This is a genomic window from Modestobacter marinus, from assembly GCF_019799945.1.
In the GTDB taxonomy this organism is placed as follows: Bacteria; Actinomycetota; Actinomycetes; order Mycobacteriales; family Geodermatophilaceae; genus Modestobacter; species Modestobacter marinus_B.
On the sequence record NZ_JABGCH010000004.1, the window covers coordinates 104,396 to 123,385 of the forward strand.

Genomic DNA, 18,990 nt, shown 5'->3' on the forward strand with positions numbered 1-18,990 from the left:
TCGCGGCCGGGCGGGGTCAGTGGTCGTTCGGGTAGACCACCCCGAGCTGGGCGCGGATCCCGTCGAACAACCGCACCGTGGCCAGCGAGTCGTCCAGCGGCATGGTCGGGCTCTCGGTCAGCCCCTGCTGCACGCACCGGGTCACCTCGCGCAGCTCGAACGGGTAGCCCTCGCCGATGACCGGGAACGTCTCGGTGCGGATGGCGGCGTCGCCGGCCTGCACGTCGAGCCGGGTGGGCCGCCAGACCGTGTCGGCGCCGTCGGAGCGGATCCAGCCGTCGGTGCCGCAGATGAGCGCGGTGTGCGGGGAGCGGGCGAGCAGGGACGTGGTCAGCTGCGCCTGCGCGCCGGAGGCGTACTGCAGGGTGATCGCGTTCTGCGCGTCCACGCCCTCCTCGGTGAGCGTCGCCACCGCCGTGACCGAGTCGGGGCGCCCGAGGGTTCCCCACGCCCAGAGCAGCGGGTAGACGGCGAGGTCGAGCAGGGCGCCGCCGCCGTCGGCCCGTGCCCAGATGCGGGCGGTCGGGTCGGCCGGGGCGGGGAACCCGGTCTCAGCGGCGACCCAGCGCACCTCGCCGATCTCGCCGGACGCGGCGATCTCGAACGCCCGCTGCATCGCCGGCTGGAACCGGGTCCAGACCGCCTCCATCAGGAAGAGCCCCCGCTCCCGCGCCAGGCCGATGACGTCCAGGGCCTCCCGGGTGTTGACCGTCAGCGGCTTCTCGCACAGCACGTGCTTGCCCGCGAGCAGCGCCGCCCGGGTGACCGCGGCGTGCTGGGCGTGCGGGGTGCCGATGTACACCACGTCGACCGACGGGTCGGCGATCAGGGCCTCGATGCCGGTGCGCGCCTCCTCGTCGGCGTACCAGGAGGCCGCGCCGAACCGCTCGGCGAACGCCCGGGCCCGCCCGGCGTCCCGGGAGCTGACCGCCTGCAGCACCGCGTCGGGCAGCAGCACGAGGTCCGCGGTGACCTTCGCGGCGATGGTGCCGGTCGCCACCACGCCATAGCGGACCGGCCGTCCCGTGGGCGTGAGCGGATCGGCGTCGAGGAGCGCGGGGCGGGCGATGAGCGGCGCGGTCATGCCGGGCAGGCTAGGACGACGACCGTTCCCGCGCACCCGCTGTCCCAGGAGCCGCCGATGACCACCGCCCCGATCGCCGTCACCGGGTCGACCGGCCGGCTGGGCGGGCGGGTCGCCACCCGCCTGGCCGCGGCCGGGGTCGCCCAGCGGCTGCTCGTGCGCGACCCGGCACGGGCGCCGCGGCTGCCCGGGGCGGGCGTCGTCGTCGCGTCCTACGCCGACGGCGAGGCGGTGCGGCGCGCGCTGGACGGCATCGCCACGGCGCTCATGGTGTCGGCCGCGGAGGCCCCCGACCGGGTCGACGAGCACCGCACCTTCGTCGACGCCGCCGCGGCCGCCGGCGTCCAGCACCTCGTGTACGTCTCGTTCGTCGGCGCCGCCCCGGACGCCACCTTCACCCTCGCCCGCGACCACTGGGCGACCGAGCAGCACATCCGCGACCTCTTGCCGGCGGCCACCTTCCTGCGCGACGACCTGTACAGCGACTTCTTCCCGGCCATGGTCGGCGCGGACGGCGTCATCCGCGGCCCGGCCGGGGACGGGCGGGTCGCCGCGGTGGCCCAGGACGACGTCGCCGACGTGGCCGCCGCCGTCCTGCGGGCGCCCGCCGGCCATGCCGGGGCGACCTACGACCTCACCGGCCCGGAGGCGCTGACCCTCACCGAGGTGGCCGGGACGCTCACCGCGGTCACCGGGCGGCGGGTCACCTACCACCCGGAGACGGTCGAGGAGGCGTACGCGTCCCGGGCCGGCTACGGCGCCCCGGCCTGGCAGGTGGACGCCTGGGTGTCCACCTACACCGCGATCGCCGCGGGGGAGATGGCCGCCGTCAGCACGGCGGTCGCCGACCTCACCGGGCACTCCGCCCGCACGCCGGCCCAGGTGCTTGAGGTCGGCTGAGCGGGTACGGCCGGGTGATGGCCGACCGGATCTCTGTCCGCAGGACCCTCCGCTCGGTGGGCTCCGCCGGGCTGGTGCGGCCACCGAGCCTCAAGACCGACGAGGACCGATCGGCGTCCAAGCTGGAACTCTTCTTCGACCTGGCCTTCGTGCTGGTCGTGGCCGAGCTGTCCACCGCCCTCCGTGAGGACGTGTCCGCACACGGGGTGGCGGTCTTCGCCGGCCTGTTCGCCACCGTCTGGTGGGCCTGGGTCAGCTCCACGCTGTACGCCAACCGCTTCGACCACGACGACGTCGTCTTCCGGCTGTACAAGCTGGCGAGCATGGCGGCGGTGGTCGGGCTGGCGGCCACCGCGTCGGAGGCCACCGGCGAGCGGCTCGGCCTGTTCGCCGGCTGCCAGGTCCTGCTCCGGGTCGTGCTGGTGCTGCAGTACGCCCGGGTGCACCGGCACGTCGAGGAGGCGCGGCCGCTGGCCCGCACGTACCTGGTGGCGCTCGTCGTCGGCGGCCTGCTGTGGGCGGTGTCCATCGCCGTCCCGGCGCCGGTCTGCTTCGTCCTCTGGGGACTGGCCATCGCGGTCGAGGTGGCAGCTCCGCTGCGGGCAACCGCGGCGTCGGCCGCCGTCCCGCTGCACATGGAGCACCTGCCCGAGCGCTTCGCGCTGTTCGTCATCCTGGTGCTCGGCGAGTCCGTCGCCGCCGTCGCGCACGGCCTGTACGAGGCTCATTGGACGGCGGAGGCGGTGGCCGTCGGGGCGGTGTCCTTCGTGCTCGCCGCCGCGCTGTGGTGGAGCCACTTCGACCTGGCGGGCGCGGGCGCCAAGCGGCTGCTCGCCGAGGCCGGTGGCGAGCGCAGCGAACGGGCCCACGACGTGTACGTCTTCGGGCAACTGCCCGTCGCCCTGGCCCTCGCCGGGATCGGCGCCGGGATCCAGCTGGCGGTGCTGGAGAGCGGGCAGGGCGACGTGCCCCTGATCACCCGCGTGCTGCTGGCCGGCGGGGTGGCGCTGTACCTGGCGGCGGTCAGCCTGCGGAACACCGGCATGGCCACGGGCGGCAGCCGCGGGTGGTTGTGGCCGCTGCTCGCCGCGGCCATCGCGGCGCTGGACGTCCTGATCGAGCTCCCGGCGGTGGTGGTTGTCGGCGCGCTGGCCGCGCTGCTGGTCGCGGTGGTCGTCGTCGGCACCGTGCAGCGGGCGACCGGCGACCTGGAGGTCGACCCGGTCTGAGCCGGCGGCGTCCGGCGGGACGCCGGGGTGCAGGATGGCGGGATGATCCGCGCGCCCTTCCTGTCGTCGCGGCTGCAGGGCTTCGGGACGACGGTGTTCGCCGAGATGAGCGCCCTGGCCGTCGCCACCGGGGCGATCAACCTCGGCCAGGGCTTCCCCGACGAGCCCGGCCCCGCCGAGGTGCTCGACGTCGCCCGGGCCGCGATCGGCACCGGGCACGACCAGTACCCGCCCGGCCCGGGCCTGCCGGAGCTGCGGACCGCGATCGCCGAGCACCAGCTGCGCTTCCGCGGGCTCTCCTACGACCCGGACGTCGAGGTGCTGGTCACCGCGGGGGCCACCGAGGCGCTGACCGCCGCGCTCCTCGCGCTGCTCGACCCCGGCGACGAGGTCGTGCTGTTCGAGCCGATGTACGACTGCTACGCCGCCGCGGTGGCGATGGCCGGCGGGGTGCCGCGGCCGGTGCCGCTGCGCCCGCCGCCGCCCGGGGACGCCGGCCCCTGGACGTTCGACGAGGCCGAGCTGCGCGCCGCGGTGACCCCGCACGCCCGGCTGCTGCTGCTCAACACCCCGCACAACCCCACGGGCAAGGTCTTCACCGGCGCCGAGCTCGCGCTGCTCGCCGAGGTGGCGACCACCGCGGACCTGCTGGTGCTCACCGACGAGGTCTACGAGCACCTGGTCTTCGGCGGCGCCGAGCACGTCTCGATCGCCACGCTGCCCGGCATGCGGCAGCGCACGCTGGTGGTGAGCAGCGGCGGCAAGACGTTCAACACCACCGGCTGGAAGATCGGGTGGGTGTGCGCGCCGGCGCCGCTGGTGTCCGCCGTCCGCACCGCCAAGCAGTTCCTCACCTACGTCAACGGCGGCCCGTTCCAGCCGGCGATCGCCGTTGGGCTCCGGCTGCCCGACGCGTACTTCACCGGCATCGCCCGCGACCTGGAGCGCAAGCGGGACCTGCTGGTCGCCGGGCTCGCGGCGGCCGGGCTGCCGGTGGTCAGCCCGCAGGCGACCTACTTCGCCACCGTCGACGTCCGCCCGGTGCAGCTCGACGGCGACGGCTGGGCCTTCTGCCGGTCGCTGCCCGAGCGTGCCGGGGTGGTGGCCATCCCCACCGTGGTGTTCTACGAACCGGCGGACGCGGACCTGGGCCGGCACCTGGTCCGGTTCGCCTTCTGCAAGACCGACGACGTGCTCGCCGAGGCGGCGCAGCGGCTGGGGAGGATGCGATGAGGATCGCAGCGGTGCAGCACGACATCGTCTGGGAGGACCGCGAGGCGAACTTCGAGCGCCTCGCCCCGCAGGTCGCCCGGGCGGTGGGCGCCGGGGCGGAGCTCGTCCTGCTCACCGAGACCTTCTCCACCGGCTTCTCGATGACCCCCGGCATCGGCGAGCCCGAGGGCGGCCCGTCGTCGCAGTTCCTCGGCGCGCAGGCCGCGGAGCACGGCGTGTGGGTGGCTGGCACCTGCCCCGAGACCGCGGACGACGGCGAGCTGCCGTACAACTCCTTCGTCCTGGCCGGCCCGGACGGCACCACCCACCGGTACCGCAAGCTGCACCCGTTCGCCGACGAGCGCGACCGCTTCCGGCCGGGCACCGGCCCGGTGACGGTCGAGGTCGGCGGTCTGCGGATCACCCCGTTCATCTGCTACGACCTCCGCTTCGCCGACGTCTTCTGGAACGCCGCCGCCGGCACCGACCTCTACCTGGTGCCGGCCAACTGGCCGAGCCCGCGCCGGCACCACTGGCAGGCGCTGCTGCAGGCCCGGGCCATCGAGAACCAGGCCTACGTGGTCGGCTGCAACCGGGTGGGCACGGCCGGGGACGGCACTGCGCACGCCGGTGACAGCCGCATCGTCAGCCCGATGGGGGAGCTGCTCGCGACGGCGTCCGGCACCGAGACGATCGTGCTGTCCGACGTCGACCCGGCCGAGGTGGCCGCCACCCGCGACCGGTTCCCCTTCCTCGCCGACCGGCGCGGCTGACCGGCCCCGGACTCAGCCGAGGCGGGCGGTGAGGAACGCGGTCGTGCGGTCGAGTGCGTCGCGCGCGGCGTCGGGTGCGCCCAGCCACATGTGGTCGGCGCCGGCGTAGGTGTGCAGCTCCACCTCGGCCCCCGCGGCGGCGAGCGCGTCGTGCAGCCGCTCGCTGCGCCCGCACCCGACGAAGCGGTCCGCCCGGCCGTGCAGCAGCAGGAACGGCGGCGCGTCCCCCGACACGTGGCTGACCGGGCTGGCCTGCGCGGCGAGCCATGGCACGGACGGCGGTGGCGCGCCGAGCAGCTGCGCCTCCCGGCTGTCCGGCGACCACGGGTCGATGCCCTGGTCGCCCGCCACGGCCGCGACGTCGCTGGGGGCGTATCAGGCGACGACGGCGGACACCGCGCTCGACGGGCCGGTCAACCCGGCGGCGCCCTCGAGCTCCGGATCGCCCGCCGTCAGCCCCAGCAGCTCGGCCAGGTGCCCGCCGGCCGACTCGCCCCAGGCCGCGATCCGGTCCGGATCGACGCCCAGCTCGCCGGCGCGGGCCCGCAGCCAGCGGACCGCGGCCTTCGCCCGCCTGACCTCTCGCCCGAGGGGCAGAAGTGGCCACTTCTGCCCCCTGGGGTCAGCGGGCGGCGTACCAGGCGGCGAGGCGGGCGAAGCCCTCCTCGAGGGGAACCTCCGGCCGCCAGCGCAGCGCCTCGCGGGTGCGGCGCTGGTCGAACCAGTGGGCAGTGGCCAGCTGCTCGGCGAGGAAGCGGGTCAGCGGGGGGGTGCTGCGCCGTCCGGTCGCCGTCCAGACGCCCTCGACCACCGCGCCGGCCGCCCAGGCGACCGGGAAGGGCAGGTGCCGGCGCGGGCCCGGGACGCCGGCGGCCGCGCACAGCCGGGCGAGCACCTCGGCCACCGGTCGCGGCTGGCCGTTGGAGACCACCAGCGGCTCTCCGTGGGCCTCGCTGTCGACGGCCGCGACCAGCGCCGCGGCGGCGTTGTCGACGTAGGTGGTGTCGATCAGCGCGGCGCCGGTGCCCAGCACCGGCAGCCGCCCGGACCGCGCCCGGGTGACGATCCGCTGGACCAGCTGCGTGTCGCCGGGCCCCCAGACCAGGTGCGGGCGCACCGCGAGCACCGCCAGGGACGCGGAGTCGGCGGCCAGCGCCAGCCGCTCGGCCAGCGCCTTGGACCGGGCGTAGTTGCCGCGGGCGGTGGCCGGGTCGGCCGGCTCGGCCCCCACCCCGGTCAGTGCCGCGCCGGCGTGCGCGACCGAGGGGGAGGAGACGTGCACCAGCCGGGGCACCCCGGCCGCGCGGCAGGCGCCGAGCACGGTCCGGGTGCCGACCACGTTGGCCCGGGCGTACTCGGGCCACGGGCCGACGACGTCGACCTTGGCGGCCAGGTGCAGGATGGCGTCCTGCCCGGTGACCGCCCGCCGCACGGCGCCGGGGTCGGCGACGTCGCCCAGCACCTCCCGGCACGGCAGCCCGGCCGGCCGGCGCTGCAGCACGGTCACCTCGTCGCCACGCGCCAGCAGCGCCTGCGCGGTGACCCGGCCGAGCATCCCGCTGGCGCCGGTGACCAGCACCCTCACCGGTGGCGGGCGGGAGTGCGGGAGCCGGCGAGCAGCCGGGCGGCGCGCCGCGCGACCGCCGTCCGGTCCACCTTCGACTGGTGGCGCACGTCGACCGGCAGCCGGTCGGTGACCAGCACGGCCGCGACCTCGGTGCCCGCGGCGGCCCGGACGGCGTCGGCCAGTGCCGGGGCCGCGGGGGCGAGCGACCTCCGTCGGCCCGGCCGGTCCGGGACGACGACCACCACGACCGCCTGAGTGCCCGCCGGGCCCACGCCGACCACCGCGGCGGCGGCGACGCCGTCCAGCTGCTCCACCCGCTGCTCGACGCCGACCGGGGTGACCACCCCGGCCGCGGTGGGGACCACGTGCGGCAGCCGGCCCTCGACCCACAACCGGCCCGCGAGGTCCAGGTGGCCGACGTCGCCGGTGCGGTGCCAGCCCGGGTCGCGGGAGGCGGCCCGCTCGGTGGCCCACAGCGCGTCGTACCGGTCCTTGACGTGCGCGCCGCGGACGCAGACCTCACCGGTCACCCCGGGCTCGGCGGTGAGCGGCGCGTCGGCGGTCCCGGTGGGCGACAGCGGGCTGATCCGCACCGCCACCCCCGGCAGCGGACGGCCCACGCAGACCCCGTCGCCGGCACCCGCGGCCTCGATCTCCTCCAGGGAGACGTCGGTGACCGGCAGCGCCTCGGTCATCCCGTAGGGCGTGTGCATCTCCGCGGCGGGCAGCACCTCGCGCAGTCGCCGCAGCAGCGCGGCGGGCACCGGGGCGCCGGCGGACATGAGCAGCCGCACGCCGGCCAGCGCCGTCCGCTGCTCGGCGGTCAGCCCGCCGGCGGTCGCGGCCACCCGGCGGAGCGCCGCGGGCGCGGCGAAGACGACGGTCGCGTCGACCGCCCGCACCGCGTAGGCGAGCCCGGCCGCGGTGAGCGTGCCGGGCGCGGTGACGTCGACGTCGGGCACCGAGGAGGCGACGCCCAGCCCCGGGCCGAGGACGGCGAACGGCGCGAACGCGGCCACGAACCGGTCGGCGGCGGTCAGCCCGTACGCCGCCCGCACCTGCGCCAGCTGGGCGGCGACCTGCGCCTGCGTGTAGACCACGCCCTTGGCCGGGCCGGTGGCGCCGGAGGTGAACAGCACGGCCCGGTCGTCGCCGTCCGCGGACACGTCGGGCGCCGGCCCGGCGGCCCGGCCGAGTGCCTCCAGCTCGGCGAGGTCGTGCGCGACGCCCAGCGCCCGGCGCGCCGGCGCGGGGAGCGGGCCGGCGGCGAACCGCGGCCCGGGCAGGCCCATCGCCCGTGCGGCGGCCAGGCCCTGCGCGCTGCCGATCACCGCGTCCAGCGAGGCGCCGCGCAGTGCCCGCCGCATGCCGGGCAGGCCGAGCCCCCGGTCGACGACGACGATCACGCCACCGGCCCGCCACACCGCGTAGACCGCGGCGGTGAGGTCCGCGGACGGCTCGACCAGCAATCCGACCCGCGCGCCCGGCCGCAGCCCCGCGGCGCGCAGCCCGGCGGCGAGGTCCTCCACCCGCCGGTGCAGCTGCGCCCAGCTCACCGTGCCGCCGCCGACCTCGACGACGGCGGGCGACTCGTCGTCCGCGCGGGCGGCCAGCGCCGCCCACGGGCGCTCGGCGGTGTCCCCCGCGAGGGCGGGTGCCGGAGGTGTGGCGTCCAGGTCGGTGACCCACTGGGCCACCGCCCGGGCGTACTGCGGCGCGTCCTCCGGCAGCAGGTGCGAGGCGCCCTCGTACCGGTGCAGCGCCGCGTGCGGCATCCGCTGCCGCAGGTCGTCGAGGTAGCGCTGGCCGAACACCGGGTCGCGGGGGCCCCACAGCAGCAGCGCGGGGACGTCCAGCGAGCGGATGCCTTCGGCCACCGCCTCCTGCCGGACCCGGGACGGGTGGTCGCGGCGGAACGGTATATCGGCGACGAAGTCCCCGACCGCCCGCCGCCGGTCCCGGCCGGCGTAGGGCGCGGCGAAGGCGTTCCGGACGGCGGCCGGCAGCGGCGGTCGGGACAGCGCCGTGGTGACCCGGACGAAGACCGGCGTCCCGACGGTGACCGCGGCCCGCACGCCGGGGGCGTGCGCCAGCCGGATGAGCGCCGGGCCGAGGTCGCCCTCGGGCATCGCGACCGCGGTGTTCGCCAGCACCACGCCGCGCAGCTGGTCGCGGTGCGCCAGTGCCCAGCCCAGCGAGACGACGCCGCCCCAGTCGTGTCCCACGGTGACCACCGGGCCGGTGATGCCCAGGGCGGCGGTGAGGTCGCCGAGGTCGTCGATCCGCTGGGCGAGCGCGCGCGGCTCGGGCAGCCGGTCGGAGAAGCCCATGCCGAGCTGGTCCGGGGCGACGACCCGCCAGCCCGGCGGGGCGGCGGCGACCAGCCGCCGCCAGAGGTAGGACCAGGTGGGGTTGCCGTGGACGCACAGCAGGGTGCCGACCGGGTCGCGGACGCCGTTGTCGAGCAGGTGCCAGGTGTGCTTCGCGCCGGTGGCGTCGGCGACGACCACGGTGCGCGACCACGCGGGGTCCACGCCGGGCAGGCCGGCCGGGAGAAGGGGAGCGGAGTTCACCAGGCGATCTCGAGGCAGGAGGCGTTCAGGCCCGACCCGATGCCCATGAGCAGCACCCGGTCGCCGTCGGCCAGCGCGTCGGCCTGGCTGGCCAGGGTGAACGGCACCGAGGCGGGGCCGAGGTTGCCGCGCGTCGGGAAGGTCATCGGTACCCGGCCGGGGTCGATGCCCAGCCGCTCGCACATCGCCGCGGTGTGCACCTTCGACACCTGGTGGACGACGTAGCGGTCCATGCCCCGCGACCAGTCGAACTCCGCGGACGCCTCGGCCCACATGTCCTCGGACAGCTGCAGCCCCGCGTCGAGCAGGCCCTTGAGGTCGGTGCGCATCACGTCGTTGTCCCCGACGCACAGCTCGTGGTGCTCGGTGCCCGCCCGGGTCACCGAGGCGACCAGCCGGTGGCCCTCCGGGTGCCGGTCGGTGCGCCCCAGCACCATCGCCGCGGCGCCGCAGCCGAGCGTGAGGGTGGCGAACTGCGCGAGCACGTCCTTCGACGTCGTCTCCCCGCTCTGCAGCCGGGCGATCGTCTGCTCCTGCACCGGGCGGGCGTCCTCGCCGTCCACCACGAGCGCGTAGTCGATCAGCCCGGAGTCGATCATCGCCCCGGCCAGCCCCATGCCGTTGACGAAGCCCAGGCAGGCGTTGGTGATGTCGAAGTTCTGGCAGGAGCTGGGCAGGCCCAGGGCCGCGTGCACCGCGACCGCGGTGGAGGGCTCGAGCCACTTGCGGCTCACCGAGGTGTTCACCATCAGCCCGATCTGCTGCGGGTCGACGCCGCTCTCGCTGATCGCCTTGGCCCCCGCGGTGGCCGCCCCGTCGACGAACGTGACCCCGTCGGCCCACCACCGGCGCTCCTCGATGCCGGCCAGCCGCTGCAGCAGGCCCGGCCGCAGGCCCACCCGCCGGTAGGTGTCGGTGAGCTGGGCGTCGAAGTCGGCCGAGGTCACGACCTGGGTGGCGTCCACGGTCTGGACAGCGAGGATCGAGGTGTTGGTGAACCGGTGGGTCGCGTTGCCGCTCATGCAGTGTCCAAGTCCGAGGGGAGCCGGCTCCAGGGGATCGCGCACCGGCCGGATCGGACTGGCGCTACCCCGACCCGGCACCGCTGATGCCGCCTGGCGTTATGAGGCAGTCAACACCACGGACCTGGACGTCCCCGCGCGGGCCGACGCGCCCGCGCTGGTCAGCGGGGCGCGACGCCGTCCTGGCTCAGACGGGAGCGGCTGCGGCGGCACCCACCACCCGGGCGAGCAGGGCGACGGTGTCCTCCGCCCCGTCGCCCCGCCAGGCGACGTGCTGGTCCGGGCGGACCAGCAGCAGGTCGGCGCCGTACAGCGCGCGCAGCCCCGGGACGGCGCCGAGGTCGAGGACCCGCAGCGGCACCCCCAACCGGGCGGCGGCGTCCGGCAGCCCGTCGGGCACGTCCGGGGTGAGCACCAGCAGCGTGAACTCCGGGCCCAGCGCGTCGTAGACCGACCGGCCGTCGGGCAGCCAGGTGTGCGGCAGCCGGGCGCCGGGATGGGCCGAGGGGGTGTAGGCGACCAGCTCCGGGCCGGGCACCGGCCGGCCGTCGGGGACGACGACGGGGGACTCCGGGTAGTCGTAGCCCAGCACCAGGCCGAGGCTGTGGAACTCCGGCTCCTTGACCTGCAGGCCCTCGGCCAGCGCGGCGCGCAGCGCCGCGCCGTCGGGGGTGTCGGCGTCCAGGTCGCCGGACGCGAACGCCGGGGCGAGGAAGGCCTCCTGCGCGCCGGCCGCGCCGATGGTGCGCTCGGCGACCGGGCGGCGCTCGGCCTCGTAGCTGTCCAGCAGCGACTCGGGTGCCCAGCCGGCCAGGACGGCGCCGAGCTTCCAGCCCAGGTTGACCGCGTCCCCGACGCGGGTGTTGAAGCCGTGCCCGCCCCACGGCGGGTTCAGGTGCGCGGCGTCGCCGACCAGGAACACCCGCTGCCCGCGGTACCGGTCGACCAGCAGCATCCGGGCCGACCAGGGGTCGGTGGCCAGCACGTCGACGTCGACGTCCGCGCCGGCCAGCTCCCGCACCAGCGCGGCCGGGTCGACGTCCGCGGCGGTGCCGTCGACGCCCTGGACGATCGCCCACCAGGTGCCCTGCAGGTCCAGCCGGCCCATCAGCCCGCCGTGCCGGGCGCCGATCACCCAGTAGTGCACGCCGAGCGCGCACAGCTCGCGGGTGTCCAGGTCCCGGGAGCGGAAGGTGATGCTGAGGTTGGGCAACGTGCCGGAGGAGCCCTGGTACCGGGCACCGATCGCCCGTCGGGTGACGCCGCTGCTGCCGTCACAGCCCAGCAGCCAGTCGGCGGTGACCAGGTGCCGGGCGCCGTCCGGGGCCTCGAGCACGGCACGGGCGGCCTCTGCTCCGTCGACCACCTCGACCGCGCGCCAGCCCTCGGCGAGGGTGACCGTCGGCAGCTCGCGGACGGCGTCGCGGAGCACCTCCTCGACCAGCGGCTGCGGCGCCTGCTGGCCGGCCTCGGCGAACAGCTCGCGCCGCTCGGGGGTCAGCCCGAACGCCTCGGGGGAACCGGACGATCTCCGTGCCGAACAGCCCGGTGCAGAAGACGACGTCCTGGGCGTGCTCGACCGGCAGCGGCGCCGCGGCCCGCAGCCGGTCGGCCAGGCCCCACCGGCGCAGGTGCTCCATGGTGCGCACGCTGGTGGTCTTGGCCCGCGGGCGGAGCGCGTCGCGCTGCGTGCGGGGTTCGACGACGAGCACCTCGACGCCCCGCCGGCCGAGCTCGAGGGCGGCGGCCAGCCCGCTGGGGCCTCCGCCGATCACCAGCACGGGGACGGTCGGGGGCGGCGGGGTGGGCCGGTCGATCGCGGGCACGGTGCTCATCGGTTCTCCTGCCAGTGCCGGACCCAGGCCCGGCCGTAGTCGTTGCCGTGCGGGTGCGCAGCACGGTGTGCACGTGGAAGGGCTGGGGGGTGTCGTTGTCGAGGAAGACGCCGCAGTGGTGGTCGAGCTCGGCGATCACCACGGGGGACTGGACGCGGTAGTAGAAGACGTCGCCGGGGGCGTGCCCGCCGATCCAGCTGAACCAGGTGTCGTCCAGGTGCTCGGCGATCTCCCGCATCCGCGCGGCCCGGGGCCCGCGGGGGAGCAGCAGGACGAACCGCTCGACGAGGGCGAGCACCAGTGCGCGGGCGGCCGGGGGCATGTCGGCGACCCGGACGCCCTCGACCGGGATCACCCGGTTGTCCTGGAAGGCGCCGGCCAGGAGCCGTTCGTCGCCGGGGTGCACCCGGCCGGGCGGCATCGCCGGGTCGACCATCTGCTCGTAGACGGTGGCTTGCCGCCGCTGCGCCTCGGGCAGGGCGGTCATCACCTGCCGGCCGAGGGCGATGCGGTCGTCGAAGGCGCGCAGCCCGGCGTGCGGGCCGGCGTCGATCTCGTTGGGCTCGGCGCCGAGGAACACCGGGGAGAGCACCATCCGGCCGGCGACCACCAGGCAGTTGAGTGCGCAGTGGTGGCCGAACAGCTGCCAGCCCCAGGGGGCGACCGGGTCCGGCTCGCCGTAGAGGGCGATGTTGTAGCTGAACTCGTTGAGCACGGTGGGCAGGTCGACGACCTCGCCGAGGAAGCCGTTGACCAGCATCATCCCGTGCGCCAGTTCGTAGCCCTCGGGGCTCAGGGAGGCGCGCACGAGCGCGAGGGCCTTCTCGCGCACCTCGGCGGGCTGGAACTCCAGCCGCAGCCCGGTGTCGAACTGCAGGAACTCGGGGTTGGCCCAGGTCTGCCACTCCACGTCGTCGACGTCGTGGGCGATCCGCTTGCGGCCGTCGTCGTCCAGGGCGGCCAGCAGCTCGCGGGCGGCGGCGACCATCTGCTCGACCGGGGCCTGCTCGCCGGGCTCGGCCGGGGTCAGCGGTACAGGCCCTCCCGCAGCGTGCCGTCCTCGGTGATGCCGCGGAACTCGTTGCGGTACAGCGGGCGCCAGCCGGCGACCAGGTCGCCGGTGAACGTGCCGCCGTGGGAGGCCACCTCGCGGTAGGCGTAGGGGTCCAGGCCGCGGACGCCGGCCAGCCGCGGGTGGTCCAGCGGGAACAGGTACTGGCGGTACTCACCGGACACGGTCAGGCCCCCGTCCGCGCGTCGTGCTGCTCGCCGTCCGGGAGGGCGAGGAGGCAGTCCTGGTGGAGCGGCGGTCCGCGCGGGTGGCGGTGCCGGTCGACTACCGCGTCGGTGGCCGGCTCCCCCTGCACATGACCGCCGTCGGGCGGGTGCTGCTGGCCCACGCGCCGGTCGAGCTGCAGGAGCGGATCCTGGCGGGGCAGGCTCGGGGAGCCTCGGCGGACCCGGTGCCGCAGCCCGCGGTGCTGCGCCGCACGCTGGCCGAGGTCCGGCGCTCGGGCGTGGCGATCATCAACCGGCGCAACCCGGCGCCCGTGGTGTCGGTGGCCGCGCCGGTCCGCGACTCGGCGGACCGGGTGGTGGCCGCGCTGTCCGTCGTCGTGCCGCCGGGCGGGGCGAGCCCGCGCATGCTGGAGCCCGCGGTGCGGGCCGCGGCCCGGGCGGTGTCCCGCGGGCTCGGCGCCCCGGGCGCGGCCGTCCTCGCCGGGGACGCCCGCGGCTGACCACCTCGGCCCGACGGATCGTTTTCCGCCGGCCCCGCTGCGGGCAAGGGGAGGGGGCAACGCGTCAGCAGAGAGGAGCAGCACATGCGAGGAGCCGTCCTGCACGCCCCCGGGGACGTCCGCATCGAGCAGCTCCACGACCCGGTGGTCGTCGAGCCGACCGACGCCGTCATCCGGATGTCCGCCACCTGCGTGTGCGGCTCCGACCTGTGGCCCTACCGCGGGCTCAACGAGGTGGCCGAGCCGTCGCCGATCGGCCACGAGTACTGCGGGGTGGTCGAGGAGGTCGGCAGCGAGGTCACCTCGGTGCGGCCCGGCCAGTTCGTGATCGGCTCGTTCATCGCCTCGGACAACACCTGCGGGCACTGCCGGGCCGGGTACCAGAGCGCGTGTGCCCACCGGGTGGGCATGACCGGCGCCCAGGCCGAGCTGCTCCGGGTGCCGCACGCCGACGGCACGCTCGTGGCCACGCCCGAGCATCCGGGCCCGGAGCTCCTCCCGAGCCTGCTCACGCTCTCCGACGTGATGGGCACCGGCTGGTTCGCCGCGGTGGCGGCCGGGGTCGGGCCCGGCATGACCGTGGCGGTCGTCGGGGACGGCGCCGTCGGCCTGCTCGGGATCCTCTCCGCCCGGCAGATGGGGGCCGAGCGGATCATCGCGATGAGCCGGCACGAGCCGCGGCAGAAGCTGGCCACCGAGTTCGGTGCCACCGACATCGTCACCGAACGGGGCGAGGACGGCGTCGGGCGGGTCCTGGACCTCACCGACGGGGTCGGGGCGGACGCCGTGCTGGAGTGCGTCGGCACCGGTGAGGCGATGGACCAGGCGATCAGCTCGACCCGCGCCGGCGGCGGCGTCGGCTTCGTCGGCGTCCCGCACGGCGTGGAGATCACCGGGCAGCGGCTGTTCTCGACCATGGTGCGGCTGCACGGCGGTCCCGCGCCGGTGCGCCGGTTCCTGCCGGACCTCATCGACCTGGTCTGGCGGGGCGAGATCTATCCCGGCAAGGTCTTCGACCTGGAGCTCCCGCTCGGCGAGGTCGCCGAGGGGTACCGGGCCATGGACGAGCGCCGCGCGATCAAGGCCTTCCTGCGGCCGTGAGCGGACCGGGGCCCGGGACCTGTCCGGTCCCGGGCCCCGTCGTCCACCCGTCGTCAGGCGCGCAGCGCCACGTCGTCGTCCCGGTCGCCGTCGACCCGCTCCACCACGACCGGCTCCTCGACGTCCGGCCGCGCCGAGAGCGCGGCGAGCTCCTCCTCGGACTCCACGGCCTCGCCCCGGGCGACCATGCCGGCCACGTCGGAGAGCGGGACCTCCTTGAGGAGGAAGGCGAGCACGAGCGCCACTCCCAGGATCGGCACCAGGTACCAGAACACCGGCGCCAGGCTGTTGGCGTAGGCGTCGACGATCGCCGTGCGCAGCGGCTCACCGGCCGCGTCGACCGCCGCGGGGGTGAGCGTCTCGGCGGAGGTGATCCCCGCCTGCGCGGCCTGCGGCGCGTTCTCGGTCAGTGCGGCGACCAGGTTGTCGGCGAGACGGCTGGTGAACAGCGTGCCGAAGACGGCGACACCGAGGGTGGCACCCACCTCGCGGAAGTAGTTGTTCGTCGAGGTGGCGGTGCCGATCTGGCTCGCCGGGACGGCGTTCTGCGCCGCCAGGACGACGTTCTGCATGATCAGTCCGAGCCCGGCTCCGAGCAGGAAGAACATCGCGCCGACCGTCCACAGCGAGGTGCTGCCGGACAGCGAGGTCATCCAGATCAGCGCGGCGAGGATCACCGCGACCCCGGCGATCGTGAAGACCTTGTACCGGCCGGTCCTCAGGATGAACGCCGCCGAGCCCTGGATGGTCAGGATGATGCCGGCGGTCATCGGCAGCATGAGCAGGCCGGAGTTGGCGGCCGAGAGCCCGGAGCTCATCTGCAGGAACGTCGGCATGAACGCGATCGCCGAGAACATGCCGAGCCCGACCGCCATGCCCAGCGCGGTGGCGACGACGAAGGTCGGGTTGCCGAACAGCGTCATCGGGATGATCGGCTCGGCTGCCCGCCGCTCGACCAGCACGAACGCCACGGCGGAGACGACGAACGCGGCCAGCAGCGCCAGCGTCACCGGGTCGCCCCAGCCGTCACTGCCGCCGAAGTCGGTGAACAGCACCAGCGACGTCGTGGTGGCCGACAGCGTCACGATGCCGGCGTAGTCCAGCGGCGTGGTGTTGCGCTTGCGGGGCAGGGCCAGCGCGAACCAGCCGATGGCGAACGCGGCCAAACCGACCGGCACGTTGATCCAGAAGCACCACTCCCAGCCGAGGCTGGCCGAGTCGGTGAAGAACCCGCCGACGAGCGGGCCGGCGACCGCGCTGAGGCCGAAGAGCGCACCGATCGGGCCCATGTACTTGGCCCGCTCCCGGGCCGGGACGATGTCGGCGATGATCGCCTGCGACAGGATCATCAGCCCGCCGCCGCCGAGGCCCTGCACGCCCCGCCAGATCACCAGCCAGGTGAAGTCCGGGGACATCGCGGCGCCCAGGCTGGCGAGGGTGAACAGCCCGATCGCGATCAGGAAGAGGTTGCGGCGGCCCCACAGGTCGCCGAACTTCCCGTAGACCGGCATCACCAGCGTGGTGGCCAGCAGGTACGCGGTGGTCATCCAAGCCATGTGGGACACCCCGCCGAGCTCCCCGACGATCGTGGGCATCGCGGTCGAGACGATGGTCTGGTCCAGGGCCGCCATGAGCATGCCGGCGAGCAGCGCGGAGAAGATGAGGTTGACCCGCCGCCGGGTCAGGACGATCGGCGGCGCGTCAGTGGGGCTGGGCGGGGCGTGCACGGGGTGCTCCTCGGGTAAGGACCCCGTCCTCGTCACCCCTCGTACCTCGGGGTGAGCCTCTGGACGGGGCCGGGTTGGTGCGGTGGGTCAGCGGGGTGGCGCCGGGAGGCCGGCGGCGACCAGGGCCCAGGCCTCGTCGACCAGATCGGGCAGTGAGGCGGTGAAGTCGGTGGCGAACCAGCGGTGCAGTGCCGTGCGCATCGCGGCGGCCCCGACACCGGCCAGCAGCATCGGGTAGAGGTCGGCGTCGACCTGGGTGCCGGTGCGGTCGGCGAGGGCGGCTGCGAGGACCCGCTCGGACTCGCCGAACGCGGCGGCCAGCCGGCCGACGAGCGCCGGGTGCGCCTCGATGACCGTGACGCGCAGCGGCCAGAGGTCGGACTCGGCGGCCATCTCCGCCGCCTGGGCGTGGGTCACCGCGCGCAGGGCCTCGACGGCGGTCTCCGTCGCCGGGCGTGCGCGGATCTCCGCGGCCTGGCGCTGCGGCAGGCCCGGGTCGAGGCCGAGGACGGCGTCGTCCTTGGAGGAGAAGTAGTTGAAGAACGTGCGCGGGGACACGTCGGCCCGCGCGGCGACGTCGTCCACCGAGACCCCGTCCAGCCCGCGCTCGGCCACGAGCCGCAGGGCAGCCTCGTGCAGGGCGAGCCGGGTGGCCAGCTTCTTGCGCTCCCTTCGCCCGCTCGTCACGAGGCGCGATCCTCCGCCTTTCTTGCAGACTGCGCAAGTATGCAGAGTCTGCACGGCGCGCCGGAAGCCGGTCCGGTGACCGGAGGGCGTCTCCCGGTGCCGTTGCGGAACTAGACTCCGCGCCCTGATCTCCCCGAACCGGGAGGAACGGCCGTGGATGTCCACCGCAGCGCAGCGCCGGACCCCCAGGGGGAGGCGTCCGCCCTGGGCGTGGCGGTGGTCGGCCTCGGCTGGATGGGCCGGGTGCACACCCAGGCCTACGTCCGGGTGCGTCACCACTTCCCGGACGTGCCCCGCGTCCCGCACCTGGTGGTCGCCGCCGACGCGGTGCCCGGGCGCGCCGCCGCGGCCGCCGCCCAGTACGGCTTCGCCCGCGCCACCGAGGACTGGCGAGCGGCCGTCGCGGACCCGCAGGTGCAGGCCGTGAGCGTCACCCTGCCCAACGACCTGCACCGCGAGGTGGGGGCTGCGGTCGCCCAGGCCGGCAAGCACCTGTGGATCGAGAAGCCGGTCGGACTGACCACGGACGACGCGGCGACGGTGGCCGCGGCGGTCGCCGCGGCCGGCGTGCAGGCGGCCGTGGGCTTCAACTACCGGCACGCCCCGGCCGTCGACCGGGCCCGGGAGATCATCGCCGCCGGTGGCATCGGGCAGGTGACGCACGCCCGGGTCCGGCTGTTCAGCGACTACGCGGCCTCCCCGGACGGTGCGCTCACCTGGCGGTACGAACGGGCCCGCGGGGGCAGCGGCGTCCTCGGCGACCTCGCGTCCCACGGCATCGACCTGGTCCGGCACCTGCTGGGAGAGGTGGTGGCGATCTCGGCGGACACGGCGGTGTTCCTGACCCAGCGCGCCCGCCCGCTCGCCGAGACGACCGGACACGCCCGCGGCGGCGGGGAGCTGGGGCCGGTCGAGAACGACGACTACGTCGGCTGCCTGCTGCGGCTGGCCTCGGGCGCGCGGGTGGTGCTGGAGGCCAGCCGGGTCGCCGTGGGGGCGCAGAACGACTACGGGTTCGAGGTCCACGGCACCGCCGGCTCGCTGTCGTGGGACTTCCGACGGATGGGGGAGCTGCTCACCAGTTCCGGCTCCGCGGCCCAGGACCAGTCCGTGACCACCGAGTTCGTGGGGCCCGCCGCGGGCGCCTACGGCGCCTTCCAGCCGGGGGCGGCGAACCCAATGAGCTACGACGACCTCAAGGTGGTCGAGGCGCACGCGTTCCTGTGCTCGATCGCCGACGGCGTGCAGCGCGCCGCAGGCCTCGCCGACGCGGTGCGCGCCCAGCAGGTCCTCGACGCCGCCGCGGAGTCCGCCGCCGGCGGCCGCTGGCTGGCGATCGGGCCGGACTGAGCCATGAGCCCGGCCGTGCGGTGGGTGCACGCGCCCGGCCAGAGGGTCGGACGCGCCGGGACCTTGACGCTCACTGTTGCCCCTGTCACATTGCTCATGTCAGTTTGTCAGTACATGGAGGTGGGGCGGGACGTCCCCAGCTGCTCCGGGAAGGCACCTCTCCCCGGAGCGCCGGACCCCCGTCGCTGCCG

15 protein-coding genes and 3 pseudogenes are annotated in these 18,990 nt (G+C 75.6%); 7 read left to right on the plus strand and 11 right to left on the minus strand.

The genetic code is table 11. The features are described 5' to 3' along the window. Positions 1 to 16 precede the first annotated feature (16 nt). A complete protein-coding gene (locus HK417_RS05620; protein WP_222264242.1) occupies positions 17 to 1,084 on the minus strand; it encodes a Gfo/Idh/MocA family protein in 1,068 nt (355 codons plus the stop codon). 57 nt (positions 1,085 to 1,141) lie between these two features. Between HK417_RS05620 and HK417_RS05625 the strand changes: the two genes are divergently transcribed. From HK417_RS05625 to HK417_RS05640, 4 genes are read left to right on the plus strand one after another with little or no spacing between them, the layout of a single operon-like run. Beyond that, a complete protein-coding gene (locus tag HK417_RS05625; protein ID WP_222264244.1) occupies positions 1,142 to 1,984 on the plus strand; it encodes an NmrA family NAD(P)-binding protein in 843 nt (280 codons plus the stop codon). Positions 1,985 to 2,001: 17 nt separating this feature from the next. Continuing rightward, on the plus strand, positions 2,002 to 3,213 hold the full coding sequence (locus HK417_RS05630) for a low temperature requirement protein A (protein ID WP_222264247.1): 1,212 nt from the start codon (positions 2,002 to 2,004) through the stop codon (positions 3,211 to 3,213). 42 nt (positions 3,214 to 3,255) lie between these two features. Continuing rightward, a complete protein-coding gene (locus tag HK417_RS05635) occupies positions 3,256 to 4,446 on the plus strand; it encodes a pyridoxal phosphate-dependent aminotransferase (RefSeq protein WP_222264248.1) in 1,191 nt (396 codons plus the stop codon). Continuing rightward, on the plus strand, positions 4,443 to 5,198 hold the full coding sequence (locus tag HK417_RS05640; protein ID WP_222264250.1) for a carbon-nitrogen family hydrolase: 756 nt from the start codon (positions 4,443 to 4,445) through the stop codon (positions 5,196 to 5,198). Before HK417_RS05635 ends, HK417_RS05640 begins: the two co-directional genes overlap by 4 nt. A 12-nt stretch (positions 5,199 to 5,210) precedes the next feature. Here HK417_RS05640 and HK417_RS26080 read toward each other — a convergent pair. From HK417_RS26080 to HK417_RS25065, 8 genes and pseudogenes are all read right to left on the minus strand, one after another. Continuing rightward, positions 5,211 to 5,930 (minus strand): annotated as a pseudogene (locus HK417_RS26080) (prolyl oligopeptidase family serine peptidase). Next, positions 5,821 to 6,783 (minus strand): NAD-dependent epimerase/dehydratase family protein, encoded by a 963-nt coding sequence (locus tag HK417_RS05655; protein WP_222264254.1) that lies wholly within the window; start codon positions 6,781 to 6,783, stop codon positions 5,821 to 5,823. The pseudogene HK417_RS26080 and the gene HK417_RS05655 overlap by 110 nt, the downstream one beginning before the upstream one ends. Next, positions 6,780 to 9,338 (minus strand): alpha/beta fold hydrolase, encoded by a 2,559-nt coding sequence (locus HK417_RS05660; RefSeq protein ID WP_308123398.1) that lies wholly within the window; start codon positions 9,336 to 9,338, stop codon positions 6,780 to 6,782. The genes HK417_RS05655 and HK417_RS05660 overlap by 4 nt, the downstream gene beginning before the upstream one ends. Continuing rightward, complete coding sequence (locus tag HK417_RS05665) at positions 9,335 to 10,360, minus strand: 3-oxoacyl-ACP synthase III (RefSeq protein WP_222264256.1); 1,026 nt, start codon at positions 10,358 to 10,360, stop codon at positions 9,335 to 9,337. The genes HK417_RS05660 and HK417_RS05665 overlap by 4 nt, the downstream gene beginning before the upstream one ends. Positions 10,361 to 10,547: 187 nt before the next feature. Beyond that, positions 10,548 to 11,792 (minus strand): FAD-dependent monooxygenase, encoded by a 1,245-nt coding sequence (locus HK417_RS25055; RefSeq protein ID WP_308123399.1) that lies wholly within the window; start codon positions 11,790 to 11,792, stop codon positions 10,548 to 10,550. 217 nt (positions 11,793 to 12,009) lie between these two features. After that, positions 12,010 to 12,195, minus strand: a pseudogene (locus tag HK417_RS25060) (FAD-dependent oxidoreductase); the annotation flags it as partial. 106 nt (positions 12,196 to 12,301) lie between these two features. Next, a pseudogene (locus HK417_RS05675) lies at positions 12,302 to 13,183 on the minus strand (DUF3500 domain-containing protein); the annotation flags it as partial. Positions 13,184 to 13,221: 38 nt separating this feature from the next. Continuing rightward, complete coding sequence (locus HK417_RS25065; protein ID WP_261325949.1) at positions 13,222 to 13,431, minus strand: hypothetical protein; 210 nt, start codon at positions 13,429 to 13,431, stop codon at positions 13,222 to 13,224. A gap of 23 nt (positions 13,432 to 13,454) precedes the next feature. On the opposite strand from HK417_RS25065, the gene HK417_RS05680 reads away from it, so the two are divergent. Both HK417_RS05680 and HK417_RS05685 read left to right on the plus strand, forming a co-directional pair. After that, positions 13,455 to 13,934: an IclR family transcriptional regulator domain-containing protein gene (locus HK417_RS05680; RefSeq protein ID WP_222264260.1), complete on the plus strand. Its 480-nt coding sequence runs from the start codon at positions 13,455 to 13,457 to the stop codon at positions 13,932 to 13,934. A gap of 84 nt (positions 13,935 to 14,018) precedes the next feature. Continuing rightward, the gene (locus HK417_RS05685; RefSeq protein ID WP_222264262.1) at positions 14,019 to 15,035 is read left to right on the plus strand and encodes a zinc-dependent alcohol dehydrogenase family protein; all 1,017 of its coding nucleotides are present in this window, start codon (positions 14,019 to 14,021) and stop codon (positions 15,033 to 15,035) included. 53 nt (positions 15,036 to 15,088) lie between these two features. On the opposite strand, the gene HK417_RS05690 is transcribed toward HK417_RS05685, so the two are convergent. Together HK417_RS05690 and HK417_RS26085 are read right to left on the minus strand one after the other, a co-directional pair. After that, a complete protein-coding gene (locus HK417_RS05690) occupies positions 15,089 to 16,762 on the minus strand; it encodes an MDR family MFS transporter (protein WP_222264263.1) in 1,674 nt (557 codons plus the stop codon). An 87-nt stretch (positions 16,763 to 16,849) separates the two neighbouring features. Next, positions 16,850 to 17,449: a TetR/AcrR family transcriptional regulator gene (locus HK417_RS26085; RefSeq protein WP_222264266.1), complete on the minus strand. Its 600-nt coding sequence runs from the start codon at positions 17,447 to 17,449 to the stop codon at positions 16,850 to 16,852. A gap of 153 nt (positions 17,450 to 17,602) precedes the next feature. Between HK417_RS26085 and HK417_RS05700 the strand changes: the two genes are divergently transcribed. Continuing rightward, positions 17,603 to 18,799: a Gfo/Idh/MocA family protein gene (locus HK417_RS05700; protein WP_308123400.1), complete on the plus strand. Its 1,197-nt coding sequence runs from the start codon at positions 17,603 to 17,605 to the stop codon at positions 18,797 to 18,799. Positions 18,800 to 18,990 lie beyond the last annotated feature (191 nt).